At 40.6% G+C, this 25,235-nt stretch carries 28 protein-coding genes; 6 read left to right on the top strand and 22 right to left on the bottom strand.

All coding sequences use genetic code 11. The annotated features are described in order from the left end of the window. Positions 1-197 precede the first annotated feature (197 nt). The 4 genes from NSQ36_RS06975 to NSQ36_RS06960 all read right to left on the bottom strand — a co-directional run bounded on the left by NSQ36_RS06975 (position 198) and on the right by NSQ36_RS06960 (position 3,476). On the bottom strand, positions 198-866 hold the full coding sequence (locus NSQ36_RS06975) for a TrkA family potassium uptake protein (protein WP_003211815.1): 669 nt from the start codon (positions 864-866) through the stop codon (positions 198-200). Between the two features lie 37 nt (positions 867-903). Beyond that, positions 904-1,740, bottom strand: a complete 837-nt coding sequence (locus NSQ36_RS06970; RefSeq protein ID WP_251191323.1) for a gamma-glutamylcyclotransferase family protein — start codon at positions 1,738-1,740, stop codon at positions 904-906. A 4-nt stretch (positions 1,741-1,744) separates the two neighbouring features. Further along, positions 1,745-3,055, bottom strand: coding sequence for an ATP-binding protein (locus NSQ36_RS06965; RefSeq protein ID WP_339207095.1), 1,311 nt, complete (start codon positions 3,053-3,055; stop codon positions 1,745-1,747). Positions 3,056-3,197: 142 nt separating this feature from the next. Beyond that, on the bottom strand, positions 3,198-3,476 hold the full coding sequence (locus tag NSQ36_RS06960; protein ID WP_003211634.1) for an AbrB/MazE/SpoVT family DNA-binding domain-containing protein: 279 nt from the start codon (positions 3,474-3,476) through the stop codon (positions 3,198-3,200). Between the two features lie 276 nt (positions 3,477-3,752). Between NSQ36_RS06960 and mreBH the strand changes: the two genes are divergently transcribed. From mreBH to NSQ36_RS06945, 3 genes are all read left to right on the top strand, one after another. After that, positions 3,753-4,760 (top strand): rod-share determining protein MreBH, encoded by a 1,008-nt coding sequence (mreBH, locus tag NSQ36_RS06955; protein WP_003211642.1) that lies wholly within the window; start codon positions 3,753-3,755, stop codon positions 4,758-4,760. Between the two features lie 74 nt (positions 4,761-4,834). After that, positions 4,835-4,966 (top strand): protein YkpC, encoded by a 132-nt coding sequence (locus NSQ36_RS06950; RefSeq protein ID WP_003210922.1) that lies wholly within the window; start codon positions 4,835-4,837, stop codon positions 4,964-4,966. Positions 4,967-5,072: 106 nt separating this feature from the next. Then, positions 5,073-6,305: an aminopeptidase gene (locus NSQ36_RS06945; protein WP_339207093.1), complete on the top strand. Its 1,233-nt coding sequence runs from the start codon at positions 5,073-5,075 to the stop codon at positions 6,303-6,305. A 38-nt stretch (positions 6,306-6,343) separates the two neighbouring features. Here NSQ36_RS06945 and NSQ36_RS06940 read toward each other — a convergent pair whose 3' ends face one another. Beyond that, positions 6,344-7,963, bottom strand: coding sequence for an ATP-binding cassette domain-containing protein (locus tag NSQ36_RS06940; RefSeq protein WP_003212114.1), 1,620 nt, complete (start codon positions 7,961-7,963; stop codon positions 6,344-6,346). A gap of 143 nt (positions 7,964-8,106) precedes the next feature. Here NSQ36_RS06940 and NSQ36_RS06935 point away from each other — a divergent pair, with 143 nt between their 5' ends. Next, complete coding sequence (locus tag NSQ36_RS06935) at positions 8,107-8,382, top strand: hypothetical protein (protein WP_034619939.1); 276 nt, start codon at positions 8,107-8,109, stop codon at positions 8,380-8,382. 65 nt (positions 8,383-8,447) lie between these two features. Here NSQ36_RS06935 and lepB read toward each other — a convergent pair whose 3' ends face one another. The 8 genes from lepB to NSQ36_RS06895 form a co-directional block, all read right to left on the bottom strand. Continuing rightward, positions 8,448-9,020 carry a signal peptidase I gene (lepB, locus tag NSQ36_RS06930; RefSeq protein WP_223251366.1) on the bottom strand — a complete coding sequence of 191 codons (573 nt, stop codon included), beginning with the start codon at positions 9,018-9,020 and terminating at the stop codon, positions 8,448-8,450. A gap of 210 nt (positions 9,021-9,230) precedes the next feature. Continuing rightward, entirely contained in the window at positions 9,231-11,126 is a 1,896-nt protein-coding gene (locus NSQ36_RS06925; protein WP_310426907.1) for a fructose-specific PTS transporter subunit EIIC, read from the bottom strand. A gap of 13 nt (positions 11,127-11,139) precedes the next feature. After that, positions 11,140-12,051, bottom strand: a complete 912-nt coding sequence (gene pfkB / locus NSQ36_RS06920) for a 1-phosphofructokinase (RefSeq protein ID WP_212045821.1) — start codon at positions 12,049-12,051, stop codon at positions 11,140-11,142. Then, complete coding sequence (locus NSQ36_RS06915) at positions 12,048-12,803, bottom strand: DeoR/GlpR family DNA-binding transcription regulator (RefSeq protein ID WP_137054690.1); 756 nt, start codon at positions 12,801-12,803, stop codon at positions 12,048-12,050. The genes pfkB and NSQ36_RS06915 overlap by 4 nt, the downstream gene beginning before the upstream one ends. A gap of 321 nt (positions 12,804-13,124) precedes the next feature. Continuing rightward, the gene (locus NSQ36_RS06910; RefSeq protein WP_339207090.1) at positions 13,125-14,318 is read right to left on the bottom strand and encodes an ABC transporter permease; all 1,194 of its coding nucleotides are present in this window, start codon (positions 14,316-14,318) and stop codon (positions 13,125-13,127) included. Continuing rightward, positions 14,305-15,006, bottom strand: a complete 702-nt coding sequence (locus tag NSQ36_RS06905) for an ABC transporter ATP-binding protein (protein WP_339207088.1) — start codon at positions 15,004-15,006, stop codon at positions 14,305-14,307. The genes NSQ36_RS06910 and NSQ36_RS06905 overlap by 14 nt, the downstream gene beginning before the upstream one ends. Further along, the gene (locus NSQ36_RS06900) at positions 15,003-16,109 is read right to left on the bottom strand and encodes an efflux RND transporter periplasmic adaptor subunit (protein WP_050945132.1); all 1,107 of its coding nucleotides are present in this window, start codon (positions 16,107-16,109) and stop codon (positions 15,003-15,005) included. The genes NSQ36_RS06905 and NSQ36_RS06900 overlap by 4 nt, the downstream gene beginning before the upstream one ends. 9 nt (positions 16,110-16,118) lie before the next feature. Continuing rightward, positions 16,119-16,745: a YIP1 family protein gene (locus NSQ36_RS06895; protein ID WP_003211611.1), complete on the bottom strand. Its 627-nt coding sequence runs from the start codon at positions 16,743-16,745 to the stop codon at positions 16,119-16,121. A 508-nt stretch (positions 16,746-17,253) separates the two neighbouring features. On the opposite strand from NSQ36_RS06895, the gene NSQ36_RS06890 reads away from it, so the two are divergent. Beyond that, a complete protein-coding gene (locus tag NSQ36_RS06890; RefSeq protein ID WP_003211488.1) occupies positions 17,254-17,631 on the top strand; it encodes a hypothetical protein in 378 nt (125 codons plus the stop codon). Between the two features lie 46 nt (positions 17,632-17,677). Here NSQ36_RS06890 and moaD read toward each other — a convergent pair whose 3' ends face one another. Genes moaD through NSQ36_RS06860 form a run of 6 tightly spaced genes read right to left on the bottom strand, consistent with a single transcriptional unit; the run spans position 17,678 to position 21,813 of the window. After that, entirely contained in the window at positions 17,678-17,911 is a 234-nt protein-coding gene (gene moaD / locus NSQ36_RS06885; RefSeq protein WP_044142043.1) for a molybdopterin converting factor subunit 1, read from the bottom strand. Beyond that, on the bottom strand, positions 17,904-18,395 hold the full coding sequence (locus tag NSQ36_RS06880) for a molybdenum cofactor biosynthesis protein MoaE (RefSeq protein WP_339207085.1): 492 nt from the start codon (positions 18,393-18,395) through the stop codon (positions 17,904-17,906). Before NSQ36_RS06880 ends, moaD begins: the two co-directional genes overlap by 8 nt. Next, a complete protein-coding gene (gene mobB / locus NSQ36_RS06875; RefSeq protein WP_339207082.1) occupies positions 18,392-18,916 on the bottom strand; it encodes a molybdopterin-guanine dinucleotide biosynthesis protein B in 525 nt (174 codons plus the stop codon). Before mobB ends, NSQ36_RS06880 begins: the two co-directional genes overlap by 4 nt. Continuing rightward, complete coding sequence (glp, locus tag NSQ36_RS06870; protein WP_050945134.1) at positions 18,898-20,175, bottom strand: gephyrin-like molybdotransferase Glp; 1,278 nt, start codon at positions 20,173-20,175, stop codon at positions 18,898-18,900. The genes mobB and glp overlap by 19 nt, the downstream gene beginning before the upstream one ends. 9 nt (positions 20,176-20,184) lie before the next feature. Beyond that, the gene (locus NSQ36_RS06865) at positions 20,185-21,201 is read right to left on the bottom strand and encodes a thiazole biosynthesis adenylyltransferase ThiF (protein WP_050945135.1); all 1,017 of its coding nucleotides are present in this window, start codon (positions 21,199-21,201) and stop codon (positions 20,185-20,187) included. Between the two features lie 30 nt (positions 21,202-21,231). Continuing rightward, entirely contained in the window at positions 21,232-21,813 is a 582-nt protein-coding gene (locus NSQ36_RS06860) for a molybdenum cofactor guanylyltransferase (RefSeq protein ID WP_050945136.1), read from the bottom strand. 84 nt (positions 21,814-21,897) lie between these two features. Here NSQ36_RS06860 and NSQ36_RS06855 point away from each other — a divergent pair, with 84 nt between their 5' ends. Beyond that, complete coding sequence (locus NSQ36_RS06855) at positions 21,898-22,815, top strand: hypothetical protein (RefSeq protein ID WP_050945137.1); 918 nt, start codon at positions 21,898-21,900, stop codon at positions 22,813-22,815. Positions 22,816-22,867: 52 nt separating this feature from the next. Here the strand turns inward: NSQ36_RS06855 and rok are convergent, their stop codons facing one another. The 3 genes from rok to ahpA form a co-directional block, all read right to left on the bottom strand. Further along, positions 22,868-23,449 carry a transcriptional regulator Rok gene (gene rok / locus NSQ36_RS06850; protein ID WP_003210851.1) on the bottom strand — a complete coding sequence of 194 codons (582 nt, stop codon included), beginning with the start codon at positions 23,447-23,449 and terminating at the stop codon, positions 22,868-22,870. Positions 23,450-23,919: 470 nt separating this feature from the next. Then, positions 23,920-24,378 (bottom strand): TlpA disulfide reductase family protein, encoded by a 459-nt coding sequence (locus tag NSQ36_RS06845; protein ID WP_003211884.1) that lies wholly within the window; start codon positions 24,376-24,378, stop codon positions 23,920-23,922. A gap of 82 nt (positions 24,379-24,460) precedes the next feature. Continuing rightward, positions 24,461-25,003, bottom strand: coding sequence for a biofilm-specific peroxidase AhpA (gene ahpA / locus NSQ36_RS06840; RefSeq protein WP_003211758.1), 543 nt, complete (start codon positions 25,001-25,003; stop codon positions 24,461-24,463). Positions 25,004-25,235 lie beyond the last annotated feature (232 nt).

Below are 25,235 nucleotides of genomic sequence, written 5' to 3'. Positions count from 1 at the left end.
AATGACATTTAGAGAAAATCAACCATATCAAAACACTGATTTTTATTTCTGAATAGTGATAATTGCACGAAAAATAAGATGATTCATTTTTGCGGTTATACATGAACAAAGCAACCCTTTTCAGTGTCAATTTCCGTCTCAATGTCCACCTGTCATGAACACATTCATGTAAAAAAAACACCCCGTCATCGGAGTGCTTAATAATCGTTTTGCATTTCTCGTTTTTCAAAGCGTCCTATATCGGCTACTGCCCCAATGACAATGAGGATATCTTCTTTTTGAATCATTTCATCTGCCAGCGGGGAAACAATGACTTCTTTTCCGCGCTTAATGGCCACAATGTTGATGCCGTATTTTGCCCGTATATCAAGATCTAAAAGAGAATGTCCCGCCAGCCTACTGTTTGCCACAATCTCAATCAGGCTGTACTCATCTGACAGCTCGAGGTAATCAAGCACGTTATTTGAAATGATTTTATGTGCAATCCGTCTGCCCATATCTCGCTCTGGATGAACGATGCGATCCGCTCCAATTTTGTTGAGCACCTTTTCATGGTAGTCATTTTGCGCTTTCACGGTGACCATTTTGACGCCAAGCTCTTTCAGCATAATCGTTGTTAAAATACTTGCCTGAATATTTTCACCGATTGCAACGATGACATGATCAAAATTGCGAATACCAAGATTTTTTAAAACGTTTTCGTCCGTCGAATCACCAATGACTGCATGTGAGGCAATTTTCGCGTACTCGTTTACTCGATCTTCATTCATATCCATCGCCATGACTTCAAGTCCTTCTTCGCTCAGCGCCTTGCAAATACTTCCGCCAAAGCGTCCAAGACCAATGACTGCATATTCCTTTTTCATGTTCAGACTCCTTTTATCTCACTTACCATGCATTTTACTACGGTTTGATTAATGAATCCATATGGGAACGAATTTTTTTGCGGAACGCTTCACTTAAGTAAAGGTCTGCTCCTTTTTCGATTTCACTGCGATAATGAGCTGGCGGAGCGATTTCTTCGCTCTTTTGAAGCACAAGAAAGGTTAAACAGTCCTCATAAATTTGATCACCTATTTTGACATCGACAAAAGCTGGACGATATGTGCCTTCATATACTCCCTCTCGTTTATACAAATAACGAATGGCATCAAAAGGAACTTCATATAATACACCCTCTGTTTCGCCGCCGTCTTCTACCATATCAGCTCTTGATCCATCTGGCCTCACCAATGTAAATCTCGTAGTAAAACCGTTTAGTACACCACCGCCGATGATTTGTCTGAAGTGATGATCGACTTCTGCGAGCTTAAATCTAGCATCATCCATACAGGAGCCATAGGCAAAATAATAGAAGGATGATGGCTTCTGATGCCACAGTTTATAAGCTTTCCAGCACCCTCTCTTTATTTCTTTCAGTGCTGATGCCTTCTGCTCTGGCAAAGTGTATGTCATGGCTGCTACCTGACCTTGATCCGTCATGACATTGATTTCCTGCTTGTCATACCCTTCCTCTAGTGCGTCTATCTTATTCAACGTGTCAGCAGTCACCTCGTACAATTCCCCGTATACAGTGCCTTTTTCTGCGGAAACACACGCTGGATATCCTTGACCTGTATCGTAGATTCTTCCATTCATCCAAGCAGATTTAGCTATTAGTCTACTTTCCTTCATGTACGCTTCATGGTGCTCTTCATGCTGCAATAGCGTCCCATATACAAATAAAGCTTTCACCGTCATGACTTCACGTCCTCTCAACTTGCTGCTGTCTGCTTTTTTGACACACAGGCAAATAAATATGAAAAGCTGTGCCTATTCCAAGCTCACTAGACACGTCCATTCTTCCGTGATGATCTTTTAAAATTGTCGCACAGATGGTCAGACCAAGCCCTGTCCCTTCTTTTTTCGTGGAAAAGAAAGGGTCATATATTTTTTGAATATCTTCTTCAGACATCCCTTTTCCTTCATCTTGAATGGTAATCTTCCATTCATTCAATACTTTTTCTGTAGATATGTATATGCTGCCACCTTCTGGCATTGCCTCAATCGCATTTTTGATTAAATTAATGAACAGCTGCTTCATTTGGTTAGCGTCTGCTAGGATTGCACCGGCATCCTGCCTTTTAAATGGCTGCTTGAGATCAATATTTGAAAGAACGGCATTTGTTTTTAATAAAGTAATCACTTGTTCTAGAAGCTCATGAAGCTGAACTTCTTGAAAATGGACCGCTTGAGGCTTAGCCAATACAAGCAGCTCACTTAAAACAAAATCAATCCGTTTAATTTCAGAGAAGATAATGTCAAAATAATCGGTTCTTTCAGGATATTGTGTCTTCATCAGCTGTAAAAAACCATTTACTGATGTCAGTGGATTTCTGACTTCATGGGCGATTCCAGCGGCTATTTGTCCAGCGACGGCCAGCTTTTGCGCCTGCATTTGCAATTGCTGATTGGATCTTTCAAGCTCAAGCTTTGCCTGCTTTTGTTTCGTAATATCAGCTACTGTTCCAATTCCTCCGGTAAACTGGTGATGCTCATCAAAATAGAGCTTGTAATGAACGTCTCCCCATACCTTCTTTCCCTCTTTATGGAGAAGCTGCAGTTCTACCCGCCCCGCATCCTTATGCTCCTTGATCACAGATAACAAATGCTGCACCACGCGTTCCTCTTGATCAAAGTACTGATTGTACATGGTGCCTAGACATTCATCAATGTCATAGCCTGTCATTTGTGTCCATGCTTGATTCAAAAAAATAATTTCACCTTTTTCGTTTGTTTCAAAGACGATTTCTTGCAAGTTATCTGTGATTCGATTCAGCCGCTCTGTCAGTTCATGTGCTTCTTTCTCTCTCGTATTTAAGTCTGACACAAATAGATTTAAGCGGTCTACATAGCCTGAGACAACCCAGATCCCTGTTAGAACAAGGACTGTAAAGGCTAGATCGAGCGGCCAATTAATTTGATAGCCGCCTAGATAATAAAAGAAATCCCAGCTTAATATTAAAATAAATGCAAGAACAGATAACACGATCCGCACTTGATATGTTTTGTTCAAATGATTCCACCTGCCGCCCTGAGATTCTTTGTCAATTGTACCATTTTCCACTTATTTTTTGAGGGAGATGGGGCATTTTTAAGGAACTTTTTCAGAAAAAAAGCCTGTTCTCCGCACAAAGGAAGAGAGCAGGCTTTTTTCATTACTGCTGAAGAGCTTCTTGCAGCTCTTTTAAGAGCAGTTCTGCGCCTTCAGCGCTTAATGTAATTTGACCATTTCCATAATCATGGTTCTCTGATGTAATCTCACCAGTCATGAGGCAAACACCCTCTGGCTTGTATTTTTTCAAGACGATTTTCTCCCCATCTATAAAAAATTCCATACTGTCTTTAATGGCAATATCAAGTGCTCTTCTTAATTCGATTGGCATCACAATACGCCCTAGTTCGTCTACTTTTCTTACAACTCCGATAGATTTCAATTTCGTTCCCTCTTTCTTTCATTTGCTCAAGATCAATCTGTTTTTCACCAATTGATATATCGTAGACGTAAGAGATTCTCAAAAGGTTTCTCCTCTATAAAAATTTTTTTCATAAAAGAAAAAACAAAGGGAAAATTTATTGTGATTGTCAAAATGATACTTGAATTTTACAAGTTCATTTCAAGGTCATCACAAACCCCCACAAATGACCTCAACCCTCTGAACTTTTAAATGTAAAATTGTTTAAAACAGCAAAAATAGAGATTGGGTGAAAACATGTTTCAAAATGCCGAAATTGGAATTGATTTAGGAACAGCTAACATATTGGTTTATAGTAAAAATAAGGGAATTATTTTAAATGAACCGTCCGTCGTGGCAGTCGATACAGAAACAAAAACTGTACTTGCCGTCGGAACAGAAGCAAAAGAAATGATTGGGAAAACACCTGGGAAAATTGTGGCGATCCGTCCGATGAAAGACGGTGTCATCGCTGATTATGATATGACAACAGATTTACTCAAACAAATCATGAAAAAAGCAGGAAAAAATATCGGGTTTACCTTCAGAAAACCAACGGTCGTCGTATGTACACCTTCTGGTTCAACAGCTGTTGAGCGTCGTGCCATCAGTGATGCTGTGAAAAACTGCGGAGCAAAGCACGTGCATTTAATAGAAGAACCTGTTGCAGCCGCAATCGGCGCTGATCTCCCAGTAGATGAGCCTGTTGCAAACGTCGTAGTTGATATTGGCGGAGGAACAACGGAAGTTGCCATCATTTCGTTTGGCGGCGTTGTCTCTTGTCATTCCATTCGAATTGGCGGAGATCAGCTGGATGAAGATATCATTACGTTTGTCCGAAAGAAATATAACCTATTAATCGGCGAGCGGACAGCTGAGCAAGTTAAAATGGAAATTGGTTATTGTCTCATTGAGCATGAGCCTGAATCATTAGAAGTACGTGGACGTGATCTGGTGACAGGTCTTCCAAAAACGATCACACTTGAATCTCATGAAATTCAAGGTGCCATGCGAGAGTCACTTCTTCATATTTTAGAGGCGATTCGTGCCACATTAGAGGACAGCCCTCCAGAGCTTAGTGGTGACATCGTAGACCGCGGCGTGATCTTAACCGGCGGTGGCGCTTTGTTAAACGGGATTCAAGAATGGCTCTCACAGGAGATTGTCGTTCCAGTTCATATTGCAGCAAATCCACTTGAATCTGTCGCAATCGGAACAGGTCGTTCACTAGAAGTCATTCATAAATTGCAAAAAACATTAAAATAATCTTCTTGTTCTACTTCTTTTTTTATCATTTCGATCATATCGTGAGGAATGGATAAACGTGAAGGAGGAAGAACATGTTGCTTGATTTAGGTAAACGGGTCGTTGTCACAGTCATTTTAACGGGTATTATATTAGGAGGAATGAGCCTGTCGTTTTCACATATGCCCCCTTCTAATGCACAGCCTGTGAAACAACTGAACCGCTAAAAAAGCCGCATGAAAGCGGCTTTTTTATTTTGGCCTTTCGCGTGCTCCCCATTTTCCTTTTCGGTCTTAAATCTGATATGATGAACATGACTAAAGGAGGGTTTTTATGAATTCATTCGAAAAACAATTAGATCAATATGCGAAGACCATCGTTGAAGTCGGTGTGAATGTTCAAAAGGAACAAGAAGTCGTCGTATCTGCATCTACTGAATCTGCAGACCTTGTTCGTCTTGTCGCGAAACATGCATATGAGCGCGGGGCGAAAAACGTACATATCCGCTGGAGTGATGGTGTTCTTGCTCGTTTAAAATATGAACATGCACCGCAGGATGTGTTTGAGCAATTCCCAGAATGGGAAGCACAGATGATGGAAACCATCGCAAAACGCGGCGGCGCTTTTATCACGATCTTGTCAGAAAACCCTGACCTTCTGCGAGGCATTGATTCGAAAAAAATCGCTGCACAGCAAAAAGCCGCTGGATCCGCCCTTCATACATATCGCCAATATGTTCAATCAGACAAAGTGGCTTGGACGGTCGTAGGCGCTGCATCAAAAGATTGGGCGAAAAAGATTTTCCCTGACGAGACAGATGAAGAAGCTGTCGCTTTATTATGGGATCAAATCTTTAAAGTCGCTCGCGCTGATCAAGCAGATCCTGTGGAGGCTTGGAAAAAGCACGATGAGTTGCTAAATGAAAAGGTCAAAATCCTAAATGAGCGCCACTACCACAAGCTTCATTATGATGCTCCTGGCACTGATTTAACGATTGAGCTCCCTGAGCAGCACATTTGGGTAGGTGCCGGCAGCGTGAGTGAGCGCGGCGTCTCTTTCATGGCCAACATGCCAACAGAAGAAGTCTTTACCGTACCTAAAAAAGATGGTGTAAATGGGACTGTCTCAAGCACAAAACCGCTCAGCTATGCAGGAAATATCATTGATGAGTTTACTTTAACATTTGAAAATGGCCGAATTGTCGATGTGAAAGCGAAGGAAGGCGAAGACATTTTAACTTCGCTCGTTGAAACAGATGAAGGCTCTCATTATCTAGGTGAGGTTGCTCTCGTACCAGATGATTCACCAATCTCAAACTCGAACATTCTCTATTACAATACCCTTTATGATGAAAACGCATCGAATCACCTTGCCATCGGCAGCGGGTATGCGTTCAATATCGAAGGCGGAAAAGAGATGAATCGTGAAGAATTGGATGCAGCTGGTGTAAACAACAGTATCACACACGTCGATTTCATGATTGGTTCAAAGGAAATGAATATTGACGGTATTACAAAAGACGGAAAACGTGAACCGATCTTCCGTAATGGAAACTGGGCGATTTAACCAAAAAAAGACATCCACTTGTGGATGTCTTTTCTTATTTACGCATAAAGCTCAACGAGTCTCTTTTGAATCTCTTGATCTGATAAGAACTCATCATATGTTGTTTGTTTATCGACGATGCCATTTGGCGTCACTTCGATAATACGGTTTGCCACTGTTTCAACAAACTGATGGTCATGAGATGAGAAGAGCATAGCTCCTTTAAAGCTCATTAAACCGTTATTCAGCGCCGTAATGGATTCTAGGTCTAAGTGGTTCGTCGGCTCATCTAGAAGCAGTACATTCGCTCCTGACAGCATCATTTTCGATAACATACAACGAACCTTTTCTCCTCCTGATAAGACGCTTGCTTTTTTCTTAACTTCTTCCCCAGAGAAAAGCATACGTCCTAAGAATCCGCGTAAGAAGCTTTCGCTTTGATCATTAGGAGAATACTGGCGAAGCCAATCCACTAGATCGACATCGTTTCCTTCAAAGTATTCACTATTGTCTTTCGGGAAAAAGGCTTGAGATGTTGTGACGCCCCATTTATATGTCCCGCTGTCTGGCTCCATCTCACCAGCAAGAATTTTAAATAAAGTAGACACAGCAAGCTCATTACGGCTTAGGAACGCAATCTTATCCTCGCGATTCATAATAAAGCTGACGTTATCAAGTACTTTCACACCGTCAATTGTTTTCGATAGACCTTCTACTTGAAGAACATCATTCCCGATTTCGCGCTCTGGCGCAAAATGGACATAAGGATATTTACGTGAAGATGGCTTAATATCGTCTAAAGAGATTTTATCAAGCAATTTCTTTCTTGAGGTCGCTTGCTTCGATTTAGAAGCATTCGCACTGAACCGGGCAACGAACTCTTGAAGCTGCTTAATTTGCTCTTCTTTTTTCTTATTTGCATCTTGGCTGAGTTTCAGCGCTAGCTGGCTGGACTCATACCAGAAATCATAGTTTCCGACATATACTTGAATTTTTCCGAAGTCTAGGTCCGCAATATGTGTACATACTTTGTTTAAGAAGTGACGGTCATGCGAAACGACGATGACGGTATTTTCAAAATGAATAAGGAACTCTTCCAGCCACTGGATGGCTTGTAAGTCCAAGTGGTTTGTTGGCTCATCCAGAAGAAGGACGTCAGGCTTACCAAATAAAGCTTGGGCTAGTAGTACTTTAACCTTTTCAGAACCACCAAGCTCAGACATTTTCTTCGATTGAAGGCTCTCTGGAATGCCAAGACCTTTTAATAAGATCGCTGCTTCACTTTCTGCTTCCCAGCCGTTTAACTCAGCGAACTCACCTTCAAGCTCTGCTGCACGAATCCCGTCTTCATCTGAGAAATCAGGTTTCATATAGATCGCATCTTTCTCCTGCATCACATCATATAGACGTTTGTGACCCATCATGACGACTTTTAATACTTCAAATTCTTCGTATTCAAAGTGGTTCTGTTTTAAAATCGCTAAACGCTCACCAGGGCTCATATGAACATCGCCCGTCTGAGCTTCAATTTCACCTGAAAGAATCTTTAGAAACGTTGATTTACCAGCTCCATTGGCACCAATTAAACCGTAGCAGTTGCCAGGAGTGAATTTAATATTTACTTCTTCAAATAGTTTGCGATCAGCAAAACGCAAACTAACATTATTTACTGCAATCATTTATTAATCCTCCATCACTCATTCATCATTATGAAGTATAACATGAATAACGTTTGATAGAAACGTCTCTCACTAAGAACGAAGGCAAATTGTCCAATATGGTATAATAAGTGGGAATGATTTATTGAAGGAGTTCGTGCGATTTGAGATTACTTACACTGATGGAATACTGTTTATTGATTTTCTTTATGGGTATTTATTTATCTGCAACAGGCTTTAATGCGAGGGATTTTGGCCTTTATATTGGGCTTGTGCTTATTTACACACTGGTACACATCTTTTCGAAACGCTTTTTACAAAAGCGAGGGAAAGAAAATCATAAGATCGGATTGTTTCGGTCCGTTTTAGCCATTACTGGGTCTGTCTTCGCTTCTGTGTTGGCCATTGTGCTCATTGTTACAGTGCTCACGCCAAATTAAAAACGACCCTTCTTTTAAGGGTCGCCCGTTCAAGCACTTTTCTCACGCACCTGAGAAGGGTGCTTTTATTTTGTTTGCCGAATGTCGCCAAATGGGAAGAAAACAAATTCTGATGTCCCGACAACCCGATCCTTTTGAATGAGTCCAAGTCCATTTCTGCTGTCCATGGAGTTGAGTCTGTTGTCCCCCATCACAAAGTAATCGTTTTTCGGTACTTTCACTGGACCAAAATCCCCTGTCAAATGCACTTCATACTCTTTCGCATGTGCCTTGTTCTCTTTTAAATAAGGCTCATCTACTTTTTTACCATTAATGTAAAGCGTATCATCCTTCATTTCAATCGTGTCTCCCGGAAGACCGATCAATCGTTTTACATAATGAATTTTCTGGCCATCTTTTCCATTAATAATCACGATGTCACCTCGTTTGACACCACCTAGATAGTTAATGGTTTTGTTGACAAACAGCTTTTCTCCATCATGAAGGGTCGGTTCCATCGACTCTCCTTCCACCACATACGGCTCAAATATAAACGTACGGATGAGCAAGACGAGCGCAAGTGCAATTAAAATGGCTTTGATCCATTCAAACAGTGAACTTTTCTTCTCTGTTTTGGCTTGCTTTGCATCAGATTGAATATCATTTTCGTTTTGTTTGTTTTCTTCGTTCAAAATACTGCTTCCTCCTAAGACTTTCTGCTAAAAGACTTGAAACGTGAATTGAATAACTTTACTTTATCACATGTCATTTAAAAATTCACAAGACAACCATTCAATTAGATATTTTTTCCTAATTTGTTCATAATTAAACAAAAGAAGCACCGCTGTTCACGATGCTTCTCTTCTACTTTACGCTTCTAGTTTCACTGGTTTTTTCAAAATACCAAGTAAAATCGCTGTTACAACGGCACCGATTAAGATGCTGATGATATAAAGTATCGGATGATTTGTTACCCAGAAAACGAATAGTCCGCCGTGCGGTGCAGGAAGCGTGACTCTAAAGAATTCCGTTAATCCGCCAGCCACAGCTGCTCCAATGACAGCTGAAGGAATCACGCGTAGAGGATCAGCCGCTGCAAACGGGATCGCCCCTTCAGTGATGAAGGCCGCTCCCATGAAATAGCATGTAATCCCTGCTTCTCGGTCACGTTTTGAGAATTTATTTCTAAAAATTGTTGTAGCAAGTGCAATACCTAATGGTGGTACCATTCCGCCTGCCATAATGGCAGCATGCGGTGCATAGTTTCCAGCAGCAATCATCGCAAGACCAAATGTGTAAGCCGCTTTGTTAATTGGCCCACCCATATCAATCGCCATCATACCTGCCAAAATAATGCCCATTAAGACAAGGTTTCCAGTACCTAAAGTTTCAAGCCAATGAGTTAATCCGTCCATCACCATTTTTACTGGCGTGTTAACAACGTAATGCATAATGATACCTGTGAAGAAAATACCGAACAATGGATAGAGCAGAACCGGTTTAATTCCGTCGAGTGACTGCGGTACAAATGTGAATACTTTTTTAAGTAACACAACGACATAACCAGCAAGGAAACCGGCAATGAGTCCGCCTAAGAATCCAGCACCTGCTGCCGATGCCATAAATCCACCGACCATACCTGGCGCAAAACCTGGACGATCTGCAATACTCATCGCAATAAATCCGGCTAATACAGCCACGATTAAGGCAAGTGCATTATCTCCACCAATTCCTTTTAAAACAGCTGCAAATGAATTAAATGAAGGGTCATTAGGGTCAGCCGATTTAATACCCCAGAAGAATGAAATTGCAACAAGGATACCGCCTCCGACAACAAATGGAAGCATGTTGCTTACACCGCTCATTAAGTGCTTGTAGAAACCACTTCTCCCTTTGCCAGATGACTCATGTTCGTCTTTTGAAGAACTACCGCCAGAGCCTTTATAGATCGGCGCATCTTGATTGACTGCTTTTTCAATCAATTCCTGCGGACGACGGATTCCTGCTGTCACAGGTACTTCAATGACATGTTTGCCTTTAAAGCGTTCCATTTCAACTTGCTTGTCCGCTGCCACAATGATGGCTGGTGCTTCTTCGATTTCTTTTGCGGTAAGAGCGTGTTTAATACCGCCAGAGCCGTTTGTTTCAACTTTAATGTCAACGCCCATTTCTTTCGCTTTTTCTTTCAAAGCATCTGCTGCCATAAATGTATGTGCAATACCTGTTGGGCAAGCTGTTACTGCTAAAATCTTAGCTGGTTTACCTGCTGCAACCGGCTCCTCTTGAACTTCCTCTTCTTCTTCATCGTCGTCCTTATCATGCGTATTGATGATATCGATGATTTCATCTTCAGTAGCCGCTTCAAGAAGCTGCTTTCTGATTTCTTCACGCATCAGAAGTGTTGATAAACGAGAAAGTGCTTCTAAGTGCGTGTTGTTTGCGCCTTCAGTTGCTGCAATCATAAAGACAAGATGACTCGGCTGCGCATCCAGTGATTCATAATCTACACCAGCTACCGAGCGGCCAAATGCAATGGCAGGCTCTTTGACACTTGCTGTTTTAGCGTGAGGGATAGCAATTCCTTCGCCAATACCAGTAGAGCTTTGTTTTTCACGGTTGATCACCGCTTCTTTGTAGCCCTCTTTATCATTTAACTTGCCAGCTGTATCTAAAACAGTGACTAGTTCTTCAATGACTGCTTCTTTCTGCTGGCTGTCTAATTGAAGCTTAATGGTCTGCTTTGTGAGTAGTTCTGTTATTTTCATGGTGACTCCTCCTTTAAATGCGTGTGACTTTTACTTGTGGTAATAGTGTGTCAACAAGCTCTTTTGTCCCAAGCTCTTCAGAAAATGCTGTAGCACTGCCTGATGTGACGCCAAGCTTAAATGATTCTTCAATCGAAAGGCCTTTCGAAACGCCGGCTAAAAATCCTGCAACGACTGAATCCCCTGCACCAACCGAATTAACAAGCGTACCCTTTGGAACATTGGACTGATAAATCCCTTCCTTACTGAATAAGAGAGCGCCATTACCAGCCATGGATACGATAACATGTTCAGCACCTTGCTCTAACAGCTTCTTCCCATAAGGAATAGCTTCTTCCGCAGTAGAGATGCTTGTCTCAAACATTTCACCTAGTTCATGATGGTTTGGCTTCATTAAGAACGGTTTCAAGCCTGCTGCTTTTTTTAGGGCTTCCCCGGAAATATCAAGGACAACTCTAACGCCTTGCTTTTCGCATACCTCAGCAATACGTTCATACGTGTTATGAGGCAATGAAGAAGGAATACTGCCAGCTAACACAACGACATCTCCTTCAATCAATGAAGTAAATTGAGACAGAAACGACTCAAATTGTACTTCAGTAATGGATGGGCCGAGTCCGTTGATTTCGGTTTCTTCACCTGTTTTTAGTTTCACATTAATTCGTGTATCTTCTGACACCTCGTGAAAGGCTGTTTGTAATTGTTCGTTTTGTAAAAAGTCTTGAATATATTTGCCTGTAAATCCACCAATGAATCCAAGTGCTTTTGATTCAACACCGTGACGTTTTAAAAGCCTTGAGACATTGATCCCTTTTCCGCCCGGATATTTTTTGTCATAGGTTGAACGATTCAAACCGCCGACTGCGAAATCCTCCACGTGTACGATGTAATCAACTGATGGGTTTAAAGTAACTGTATAAATCATGTTTTCACTACCTTTATAACCGTTTTTTCATGGTAATTATCGAATGAATCCTCTTTTGCGTCGTTTGTGATAATGGTGGCTTCCTGTAAACTAGCAAAGGTTGAAAACGATATTTCGCCAAATTTAGAGGCATCTGTTAAGATATAGGTTTTTTTCGCCTGCTTCATGGCCCTTTTTTTCATGAGCGCTTCCTCTGGATCAGGTGTTGTAAACCCCGCCTCGGGATGAATGCCGTTCGTCCCAACAAAGCTTTTGTCAAAACGGTAATTATCCATCGCCGTTAAGGCTGCGGCTCCGACCATGGCTCCTGTTCGATGTTTCACTGATCCGCCTATCAGGTAAAAAGAAATGCCTTTTCTCATGAGTGCTTCAATGTGCATAACACCATTTGTCACCACAACAATATCTTGATCTGGATCGATATATTCAATCATTTGCTGTGTGGTCGTACCAGCGTCTAAATAAATACAATCGCCTTGTTTTAAAAGTGAAGCAGCTGCCTCTGCAACCAATGACTTTTCTTGAAGGTTTTTGGCAGATTTCTCAAATACATCTGGTTCAAGACGGATACTTGATATCTTAGCTGCTCCCCCATGAACTCTTTTAAGAAATCCTTTTTCTTCAAGGGCTGATAAATCTCTTCTAATAGTAGATTCAGACGCATCCGTCATAATCGTTAAGTCCTGTATTTTGATGACATCATTTTCTTCTAAACAGTCGATAATGAGTTGATGTCTTTCCGGTGTTAACATGAAAACACCCCCTTTTGAAAACGTATTCATTTTGCGCGCACCTTTATTGTAATCGCTTTTTTCAACATTATCAATACAAAACAATCAAATACATTCAATAACTATCAAAATCTTTCACCATGGTCATCTTACCTTTATATGTACCATTTGTAAACTGAAAAATATGTGACATTAAGATGAAAGTCATGATCTTAGCATTTCTATCATTTTTCATTTCATTCAATAGAACTAAAAAAAGCTTTTATGCGATGTGCATAAAAGCTTTTGATGTTTGATTACAGCGGAATTCACACTGTTTGTATACTTTTGTTCTTCTCGAAATTATTCATATCTAAGAGAATCAATCGGATCTAGTCTTGCTGCTTTATTCGCAGGAATTAACCCAAAAACAATCCCAATAAGCATACTAAACAGCACACCTACACAGATGATTTGCCAAGATACTAAGGACGGCCAGCCGGCAATGAGTGATACTAACGAGGCACCGCCTATACCTAGTGCAATCCCCATCAACCCGCCGATCAAGGTTAAGACGACAGACTCAATTAAAAATTGAACGAGTATTTGAGCCCTCGTTGCTCCAATCGCTTTTCGAATACCGATTTCCCTTGTCCTCTCTGTCACAGAAACAAGCATGATATTCATTACGCCGATACCGCCGACAAGTAAAGAAATTCCAGCTATTGAGCCAATGATTGTGGTCATAACAGACGTGATTTGACCGATGCCTTCTGCGATTTCTTCCATGTTGATCATTTCATAAGCATCTTCTGTATGATGATTTTCATTTAATAATGCAGCCGCACTCTTTCCTACTTCCTTCATTTGATCAGCATGTGCGACTTGAATTGACAACTTATCGTATTCATTGATCCCAAATGTGGAGGTGAGCATTGCAAAAGGGACATATATTTCATTCATATCGAATGAGAGCATCCCTTTTTGTTTGGCTAAAACACCGATGACTTCAACCGGCTGTCCGTTCATCCAAATCATTTCGCCCAATGCCTTCTGTCCATTAAATAATTCTTTTTGTAAGCCTTCAGAGATGAGGGCGGCTCTTCTGCCGCTTCTAAAGTCAATCTCTTTTAAATTCTGCCCTTCTGCTATTTGTAATGAATGTACATTCGTATACCCTTCATTTATACCGTTAACTGTCGCATCCACTGTTGTATCTTGAAATCTCAGCTGCATTCCTTGCGCAGTCGAAGAGGCAACCTGATTCACCCCATTGATTGTCTTAATGCTTTTTATGTCTTCCTCAGTAAATGTGGCATCGAATAAAGCGTTGGGATTTGCATTTAACTCTTCGTCAGACGGCGTATACGTCATATCAACGGTATTGTTTGGACCCGAAATTGACCCTTTTAGCATTTGCTCGCCGCCTTGACCGATAGCCACGACCGCAATGACTGATCCAACACCAATAATAATCCCAAGCATCGTTAAAATAGAACGTAATTTATGAGCTAAAACAGAATTCATCGCTATTTTGATATTTTCAAAGAGTTTCATTCATAGCGTCCCCTTGTGTCAATCTATCTTCAACGAGTCGGCCATCTCTTACAACGACCGTCCGATTTGTATATGCAGCTATTTCTTCTTCATGGGTGACAAGCACAATCGTTGTCCCTTCCTCATTCAGCTTAGTAAACTGTTCCATGATTGAGAAGCTTGTTTTTGAGTCAAGAGCGCCTGTCGGTTCATCTGCTAAGATAAGCTGCGGCTTATTGACAATTGCACGGGCTATTGCCACTCTTTGCTTTTGTCCTCCCGACAACTCACTTGGCATATGTTTCATTCGGTCTGCCAAACCAACCTTTTCAAGTGCCATCTCTGCACGTTCTTTTCTTTCCTTTTGACTGATACCAGCGTAAATCATCGGAAGCTCAACATTACGCCTCGCATTTAACCTCGGCAGCAGATGAAATTGCTGAAAGACAAATCCAATGAATTGATTTCGAATCACTGCGAGGTCTTGATCCTTTGCTGCTGACAGCTCTCTTCCTTGAAAATGATATTGTCCTGTAGTTGGCCGGTCTAAACAGCCAACGATATTCATTAACGTCGATTTTCCAGAGCCGGACGGGCCCATAATGGACATATACTCGCCTTTTTCGATGACAAGATCGACCTCACTTAATACATCAAATGATTCCTCGGCAACCTCATAGCTTTTTGTCACGTTTGAAAGCTGAATCATTCAGCATTCACTTCCATTCCGTCATACATATCATCTGATGGATGAGAAATGATTTGATCCTCTGCTATGACACCTTTTGTCACTTCAAGATCATGACCTGACGTTTCCCCTAGCTCCACTTTTACTTTTTTAAGTACATTCTTTTTGACAACATATACATATTGTCCATCATCCTCTTTTTTTACAGCTGATTCAGGAATCGTTAGGGCTTGACGCTTATCTGTTTCAATTTCCATGATCATTTTAAAACCAGGTTTTGCTTCAGGTTTTTTTCCTTTTATTTCGATTTCAACTGGATATTGCACCGTTTGATCACCTGCAGTTGTTTCGGATGCTGCCTGAGCAGGTACAACCCCCACTTTTTTCACGACCCCTTGCCAGCTCTTTCCGCGAATGACATCAGACGTTATCTTTACTTTTTGTTTCTTTTTCACTTTTATGGCGTCATATTCAGAAATCAATCCTCTTACAATCATTTTTTTCTCATTGCCAATATGAATGATCGCCTGTCTCTCTTCTGGCTTTCCTGCCCCTTCTTCTTGCTCAATGGAAATGACTGTACCGGCAATTTTACTATGTACGATTAAATCTTCTATTTGTGCTTTTACTTTTTCTTGGCTGATCTCTGCTTGTTTTTGTTCTAATTCAGCCGCTTTCAGCTCTAGTTCAAGCTGGTCTCGCTCGGTTTTAGGATTGGCAGCGGAGTCGCCTCCTTGTTTTTTATCTAATTCACTCAATCTATTTTGTAATTGTTCGCGTTTTAACGTACTGGATTCAGCCGCAAGAGCTTGCTGCTCTTCTTCAAGTTCCAGCTCTCTATTTTCATATGTGAGAAGCGGCGTTCCAGGCTTTACCTTTTCTCCTTCTTTCACAGAAATCCCCTTCAAATGTCCCTTTTCCTCTTCTGCATAAATGAACTGCTCTTCAGAGAATGAAAGTGTCCCTGGCGTCATGACCGTAGTGGTGATTTCTTTTTGCGTAGGTTTTACTGTTTTAATAGCTGCTGTCGAAGCAGGCTTTGATTGATTTTTCGCAATGTTAAAGCCAATAAATAGACCGATAACAATAATAAAAATGGATCCGATGATGATTTTCTTTCTCATAAAGACATTCTACCCCCAGCTTACTGATATGGTGATTGCAGTTCCTACATATTGAAAAATGATAGATAAGAGATAAAAGACTCCTATAATGGTCCAAGCGATTCTTGGCGATATATGGCCTACTTTCATCAATAAAAAGCCTGTTAAAACAAGGTTCCAGATCACAAATAGATCAATATTGGCAAGCACAGCATGCCATGGACCAGACGTTTGAATGAGTGCATTTAATGAGGTGATTGTGATGTTTTTTGGCACATGGAACAGAATGATGGACAGATGAGAAATAATCGTACCAACGATCGTAACTGGTGTAATAAACAGGACCGCTGAAAACAGCTGCTGAAACGATGCATCACCCTTTGCTAAAAAAACGATGAACTTATATATTGCAGCATTAACCACAAGCCCGAGAAGTAGACCAATTAGCGTCACCACATAAACGACCGATACCGGCAAGCTTAAATCTGCCCACATTCCTTCATTCACCAGCTCTGACAAATAAGTCACAATCACTGTTAAAAAAAGTACGCAGGATAAAGGCCACCAAACCACCGGATTTTCCCATACTCTTTTCAGGTGCTCCGAAGGCCTTGTGCTCACTCCAATGATCGTAGGCTTTTGCATATTTTCTTTCATTAAATGTCATCCTCTCTATGTCATGCAAGTATGCAAACGCACATGCTCTCTCTTATTCTTTCTATTTTATCAAAAGATTGCCAATAAGTGATGGGTGATTTGATTTTCTTATTTTCATTGAGGGAAAAATTATCTATTATCATGAATGAAATCCTCCAAATGACACCATGACTAGACCATATTCATATCAAGAAATAAAGGTTTTTCTGACCTAAAAACATTTTATCAAAAAAAACCATGTCTTTCGGAATAAATATCCTTTTCCTTTGAATTCGGTTGGTCTTCGTGAGACACAACAATTTTTTGTTAAAATAATCCTAGTAATTTCAACAAATCCCGGCTTTATAGGACTATGATTGGTTTCTTTTATAGAACAAATGAGCCTTTAGTAACAATACTTTCATATTAAAAAATTAAAAATATCATGATTTTACTTGATCAAAAGTTATTTTTTCATATAATGTAAAATAGAGGTAGGTTAAATGATAGTGGAAATGGAGTCAAGTGAATGTTAAGAGAAAAATTGAAAACGCAATTGATTTTACTTTATGAAAAGGAACAAGAAGCATGGCAATACTTTCGAAAGGAAAGAGAACTGATTTATCATGAGCTCAAATTACTTGATATGAAAGAAAGCAGACCCTCTAATGACAAAATATACTACGCTGCTAGATGTGTAGATATTATTAAAGAGAAAAAGGGAAGCATTGTGAGCACAAAAGAATTAAAAGAACAGCTTCAAGCCCAGACAGATTTCAACGTGAGACGAATTAGTGAATTGTATGATCTGATTCAGCAGCTCGATCCTCACATTTCTAAAGCACGAAGGGGATGTTTTATTTACGAAGATCACACCCAAATACCTCTACAATCTTTTCACACATAAAAAATTGGTTACAGCCGCTGGCCATAACCAAATCCTCTAATATCTATTATCCACCGCTTACAGGAGGAATGAATGCAACAGTGTCCCCGCTACGCACTTCAGCGTTTCCCCTCGTATATCGTTCGTTGACTGCAACCATCACATTTTGTGCAGCATCAACACCATATACCTCCTGTAATTCTAATTTAATCTCATCAACAGTTGTTTGATCTTTTTGAATGATGATTTGTTGTTTACCGGCCTTCTCAGCAAGGCCGGCGAACAATAATACACTAATCAAGCTGATCACCTTCTTTCTTTGCAAGTTGAAGCTCGCTAGGTTTCCCCTCTGGATATGAAACTGTTTCAAGCTGATCACCTATCCAGGCTTCCCCGTCTTCCCAATATTCTTTTTTCCAAATCGGAACGATTTCCTTAATTCGCTCAATGGCATATTCGTTCGCTTCGTATGCAGCCTTCCTATGAGGAGATGAAACGGATATCGCAACAGCAATATCCGTTATATCAAGTGTCCCGACCCTGTGCACAATGGCAGCTTCAGTATCAGGCCACCGATTTTTGATTTCTTGTCCAATTTGACTTAGCATGCTTTCAGCCATTGGTATGTAAGCTTCGTAAGTTAAGCGCAGCGTTTTCTTACCGTTTGTCCACTCTCTGACCGTCCCGATAAACGTCGTAATGGCCCCTGCCTTCCGCCTTGTCACATGCTGAATCAATTCATTCACATCAATCGGCACTTTTGTTATTTTAAAAAGTTCACTCAAATAGAGCCACCTCCCTTCAATAAGTTATAACAAAATGTATTCGCATCCTTTTCAAAGGCTGAAAACACTGGAAAAGAGTAATTTTTGGCTAACTGAAACTCTTGAGAAAAATAAATAGCTGCTTGTATATTGGAAAGTGTTGAAAGATCAATGAGCTCCTCTTCATTCTTCACACAAACGATTTTGCGGTATGGTGCCTGTTTATACCCTTCTATCAAGACCGCGTCTAATGGAAGATACTTACACATGTTGAGCAATTGCTTTAACGTGATGTGCTGCATTGAAAAGTGAAATTCACCCTCTCCTTCTATGCCAGCGGCAAATGCACCTGCCCCGACATATCGATCGGTGTCTTTTTCTTTCAAAAGACGATCTGGTTTACCGCCATGTCCATGGTGTTTAAAACAGCCTAGCTTCAGCTCATCAAGTACAGCCAGCTGACAGAGCTTTTCAATCAACGACGTCTTTCCGCTGTTTTGATAACCGACCACCTGTAATATACTTAATGTGTCATCCAGCATGGGGAACCCTCGCCTTCGTGCTGAAACAGCAGAACATGCACCTGATCACCAGCCTTAAAACCTCTTGTTCCACCTGGCAGCACGATGAAACAGTTCGCCTCTGCTATTGAGGTCACGGCACTTGATTTATCGAGACCTGTTGGGGTCACACTGAGCTGACTGCCCGTGAACTCAAGTGCCGCTCTGACAAATCGAGTAAACGGATTGGCTTTTGGGAAATCGTGTGTCAGCTTCGCCTCAGCAAAATCGGGTAACGGCTGTTTCTTGAAAGACCATTTATAGACCATCGGTTTCACAAATAATTCAAAGCCAACAAAACAGGCAGCAGGATTTCCTGACAGGCCAAACAGCAGTTGACCATTTGGCATTGCAGCAACCGTCGTTACACTGCCGGGTCTCATGGCCACTTTATTAAATAGCACCTGAGCTCCCAGCTTTTCATAAATTGCGGGGAGAAAGTCAAAATCACCTACTGAAACTCCGCCTGTTGTAATTAAGAAGTCTACCTTGCTTAAGGCTGCTTTGACTGCATGATAGCTTTTGTCAAAATCATCGGACACACCGCCTAAATCAAGCGGCTCTCCCCCAACCTTAAGGATCTGGGCATAAACCATGCTAAGGTTACTGTTTCTAATCTTCCCGTCCACCATCGCATCACTCACTTGAAGAAGCTCTGTACCTGTTGAGATGATGCCGATCACTGGCTTTTTGACAACTGGAACTACCGCATATCCGAATGTCGCCAATAAGGCCGTAACGCCCGGAGTTACTTTGGTTCCTTTTTTGAGCATCACATTCCCTTCAAGTACCTCTTCTCCTTGACGAGAAATATTGTCCCCTTTTTTCAGCGGTCTTTTAAGTGACATGTATGATTTCCCATCTTTTTCAAAGGTTTTAGTCAGCTCAAGCATGATGACGACATTTGCTCCATTCGGGATTTTTGCTCCTGTCATGATACGAATGGCTTGAAAGGGACCGATGGTTTTTGCTGAGACCACTCCTGCCCCAATATGATCAATGACCTCAAATTCAACCGGATGCTCGCTTGACGCTTCTTTTGTATCTTCTGCCCGAAGTGCAAAACCATCATACGGGGACCGATCAAATGCAGGCACATCATGATCTGCCAAAATATCTTCTGCAATGAACCTTTCAAGGCTATTTCTTAAAGGCACCCATTCTGCTTCTCCATGCTTTTCATATTGATGGACTTTTTGAATGGCTTCTTGTACTGGAATTGGCTGACGTCTTTCCATCACACTTCACTCCTATATCCCTAGCAGTTTTGCTAGTAATGAATTGGCTGCTTTTTCATCATTTGTCCCATGGATTAATGCACGTCCACCTTTGAAAAAGACGATACGATAAGATTCATAGCGGACATGGATTAAGAAGTCATTCACTTCTACCTCACAAATGGATGACAGCCGCTCTTTCACATGCTGAAATGATAGATTAGCTAGATCCTTAGATACAACTTGGACTGTATCCCGCCCGCAAAGAATCGTCGTTTTTTTACGCTGATCGTGTAAATAAGGATAGGTTCTATCTTTGCCGCAAGATGGACAGTCCTTCTGCTTAGTAAGAGACAAATCCATTTTAAACGATGTCGCCTGCCAAAGATCAAATGTGACAAATTTCCGTTCGATTTGATCTTCATGTCCTGTTAAATACTTTAGCGCCTCTGTTTGCTGATAAGCAGAAACCATCTGAACTGCTGGAGAAATAATCCCCGCTGTATCACACGTCAAACCGCCAACAGGCAGTTCTGTAAAGACACACGATAAACACGGCGTTTTATCTGGCAAAATGGTCATATACATCCCCTGGCTGCTCACACAAGCACCATATATCCACGGCGTCTTCGTTTTCTGAGATAAATCATTCATGACCATTCTCGTCTCAAAATTATCCGTCGCATCAATGACAATATTTGCGCTGTGAAATAACGGTCTTAACAGCTCAACCCCTGCATCTTCAATCAGGGCGTGTATGGTCACTTCATGATTGATCTCTAGGAGACGTTTTTTTGCCGCAGCTGCTTTTGGCACATGTGCCTTTGCGTCATGTTCTGTATACAGCTGCTGCCGCTGTAAATTTGAAAATTCTACATAATCACGATCAACAATCGTCAACGTGCCGATCCCAGACCGGACAAGCCCTTCCGCAGAGGCCGTTCCAAGTGCACCCGCTCCAACAATTAGAACATGACTGTCAGCAAGCGCACGCTGACCCTTTTCCCCAACCGGAGGGAACAAGATTTGTCTTGAATATCGATCATTCAATGCTGTTCTCTCCTCACCATTTTTTATGTATCATATCATACCGTTTTCAGGTAAATCGCTTCTTTTATTGATATTTCGGAATTCATTTGGTGTTACGTTCAGTTCCTCTTCTGAGACGATACGCACCTTAAGCCTTTGAAGTAACTCTTTGATGGCTAATTGATTCTCTTTTAAACACGCATCAATGGACGGCAGACAGCGGCGGTGATAAAGTGCAAATAAAGGCTGTAATCTGCCCTGAACAAGCGGGATGATTGCATCTACGTGCTCGCCACAATAGGACGATAATGCTTCGGCGGTCTCTCTCCGCACGAAAGGCATGTCACATGCCGTCACTAAATACCATGCTGCTTCTTGCTTTTGCATCGCTGTATACATGCCGGCAAGCGGCCCGCATCCGAGCACCTGTTCATCATCCAACCACACATCTCGTTCACCTCTTTCTTTAAAAAAGGTCAGAAGTGATGGATGGCTGATGATGACCATCTGTCCTTTCAAAAGCTGCTTTTTCACATGCTCATATAGTGGTTTTCCTTGATACATATAACTTGCCTTTGGCTCTCCAAAACGTCTGGATGCTCCTCCAGCTAAAATGACATTGACTATGTCCATCCACTCACCCTCCTTTGATATGGTTGTTCTAATCACTCTCATCTCGCATACTTTATTGGTAACATGAATAAGGAGGGTCTATCGATGAACAGGCGCCATGCTTCTCCCCTATTCCATGACCTATCTCAAGAGAATTTATACTTAAAAGCGGAAACAGCCAAATATCAACAAATGATCTCTGATTTACAGTCCTCATATACGTATTCTAAAAACAAGAAGTTAACTCAAGAATATCACGAGATGAAAAAGGATTACACGCAATTAAAGCAACAATTGGATGAAATGACCATTGATCAAGATCATGCAGCCTCAAAAATACAGGATCTTTCCTACAGCAAATCTGAATTATTACATAAAATAGTTCTTCTTCATGAAATGCTCCAAAAAGAAACCTTTCATAGAAGGAAAGAAACGGAAGAAAAACACCGGCTGCATTTAAAAGTCATCAAATATAAAGAAATCTCTCAACAATTAAATGAACGGGTGCAAGATCAAGATAAACGGCTTGCAAAAGAGGAGAAAAAAGGAAATACTTTATCCGCTGTGATTGAGAAACTGCAGCAAACATTAGGTGATAAAAACGCAGAGCTCAATCTATTACAGGAAGGCGTTAAACACCTGCAGGAGCGTTTTTATGAAACACAAGAGAAATTACTGCAAATTGAAAAAGCAAAGGAAGCGATTTTTTATGAAACGCTCACAAGCTATCAAAAGCAGTTAGCCGAAAGTGAGGAATGGATCGCATCTCATTTTGCTGATATTGACCAGTCAGCTCAAACAAATTCACAGCCATTCTCTCGAGACAGCCTCCTGCAAACAACGGAAGAAATCGAACCCATCTTGAAAAAGTTGAATGAACAAGTTCAAACGCTACAAGCACAAGTCGATGCGGTGCAGCAAAATGGAGATGTCATGACAGTGAAGATTGAAGGCTTCAAAAAGCAGCGTGATCACCTGTCAAAGGAACGAAAAATTGTCTATACTGTTGATCAAAAAAAGTAATTCTCGCAATAAAAAAACTGCTGGCTTTTTTCGTCAGCAGTTTCTTTTTTATTTATTCGTCTTCTGTTTGAATATCGCCTTCTAAAATATACTGTCCGCGATATGGCTTTTTCACTTCAGGATACATTTTAATTAAGCTTTGCATAAACGTTGTCATATTTGGAATTTCAAGACCGCTCTCTTTTTCAATTTCTTTTTGAAGTTCAGAGCTTTTAATCGCTGCATTATGACGCTTTAACGTTTTAATCGCAGCTTCACGAAGCTTAGCTGCCTTTGAACCAGGGCGAGCTGTGCCTCTTCTGCGTCTTGTAGATCCTTCAGGAATACCTACAGGTGCACCGTTTAGCTGTCCTGTTCCTAAAGTTGATACAGCATTTGATTGTGATTGTGCAGGCGGCTGGTAGCTTCTCATTTCTTGTGCAGCCAGTTCAGCTAATACAGGCAGTGAATCCGTTTTTCTTTCTGTACGCACTTCTTTTTTTGTATCTGACACTAGACCTGTTCCATGACGGTCTAATTCTCTTAATTTTGCATAAATCGTATCTCGCTCAATTTGATATTCACGGATGACCTTTACTTCTGCTTCGTTTAATTGTTCCAATCGTAATCGTAACGCTTCCCTCTCATTAAACAATGGATTTCCCCCTCATCATATAAAAAATATTCTATAGTAAATATTAGATTAGAAAACTAATTTTATCAACTATTTTTTTATCATTTTACAGTTTGTTATCAGATAGGTATTTTCAACTAAAATTTTGCCAAAGAGGAACAATCGGCATCCATTTCATTGCCACTAAAGGCTTTTGACAAACCTTAAAATATTGTAAAAAATTTGAATAAACACTTATACTACTTGATTTACATCGTTATTTACCAAACTGAAATTTCTTTTGTGCAAAAACGTTCTGAATAGTAAAAAGTTAAAATCTTTACATTTTCATTTCAAAACAAAAATGTAAATAGGTCTTTAGATCTTTTTGTTTCAGGAATATTTTTTAATAAACTCCCCCAATTTCTCTTTTCTTAGGAAGGCGAAGTCCATTCCGTGCAATAGGTCGCCTATTTTTGTCCATGAAAAAACCCCCATTTATGGGGGAAAGCCTATTCTGCAGCCTTTTCAGACTCAGAAAGCACTCGATTGACACGTTTCTCAAGCATTTTCATTCCGCTTCCGCCAGCTTGGAAGTGGCGCAGAGCACCTGTTTTATCAAATACATAATATGCTGGTACATATTCATTTTCAAAGGCTTCTGTTAACTTATGATCACTATCCACAAAAATTGGCTGCGTGATTTCATGCTCTTTCGCAACTTCCTTGATCTTATCCAGATCTAGGTCATCCTCTGATCGCGGCATATGAACGGCTATCACGTTTAGTTGATCCTTGTATTCATCACGGAATTGATTGACTTGAGGCATTGCCTCTTTACAAAGATGACAGCTGACTGACCAGAAATGAATCAATGTTGGTTTGTCACCAATTAGATCTTCTTTTGTTACTTCTCCATTTAACCATTCTTTTGCACCAGTTAGTTCTGGCATTGGTTGACGTAATTTCATTATGAAGCGCCTCCATCCATTGTATGTGTCGAAACAAAAAGGTCTAACATTAGTTAGACCCTCCTGTTTCTTCAGCTATCAATTAAAGTGTTTTTTGACCAGGCTTCCAGTTCGCTGGGCAAAGTCCACCAGTTTGTAATGCTTGAAGAACACGTAATGTCTCATCTACATCACGACCGATATTGTTGTGGAATACTGTTTGATATTGAAGTTCGCCTTCTGGGTTGATAATGAATAGACCGCGAAGTGCAATTCCTTCTTCTTCAATTAAAACGCCGTATTCTCTAGATACTGTGTGGTTTGTGTCAGCAGCTAGCGGATATTTCAATTCGCCTAGACCATTGTCTTTACGGTCTGTGTTGATCCAAGCAAGATGCGTATGGATTGTATCAGTAGATACACCAATGATTTCAGCATCTAAATCTTCGAACTCATCATAACGATCGCTCATTGCTGTAATTTCAGTTGGGCAAACAAATGTGAAATCCATCGGATAGAAGAAAAGAACTGTCCATTTGTCATTCTTCATGTTTTCTTCTAAACTTACTTTACCAAATTCCTTGTTAGCAAGTACTGCTTCCATTTCAAAACGTGGAGCTTGTTTTCCTACAAAACGCTCTGCCATATGTAAATCCCTCCAAAAATAATATCTTTATACAGACTTCTAAGCTGTATATAAAATGAGAATCAAAAGTTGAAATTCTCATTTAGTTAATAACTTCACAATTACAATTATAATACTTAAGCGGTTTTTAGTCAATATTAATTAATAATAAATTTAATTAACGATTTGTCACAATCTCTTGCTTCACTTAACAAAAGTTTAACATGTCTTGCAGAAGGGAACAAATGATTAG

It is taken from the genome of Bacillus sp. FSL W8-1143 (assembly GCF_037965155.1).
Lineage (GTDB): Bacteria > Bacillota > Bacilli > Bacillales > Bacillaceae > Bacillus > Bacillus pumilus.
This window is presented reverse-complemented; position numbering and strand designations above follow the sequence as displayed.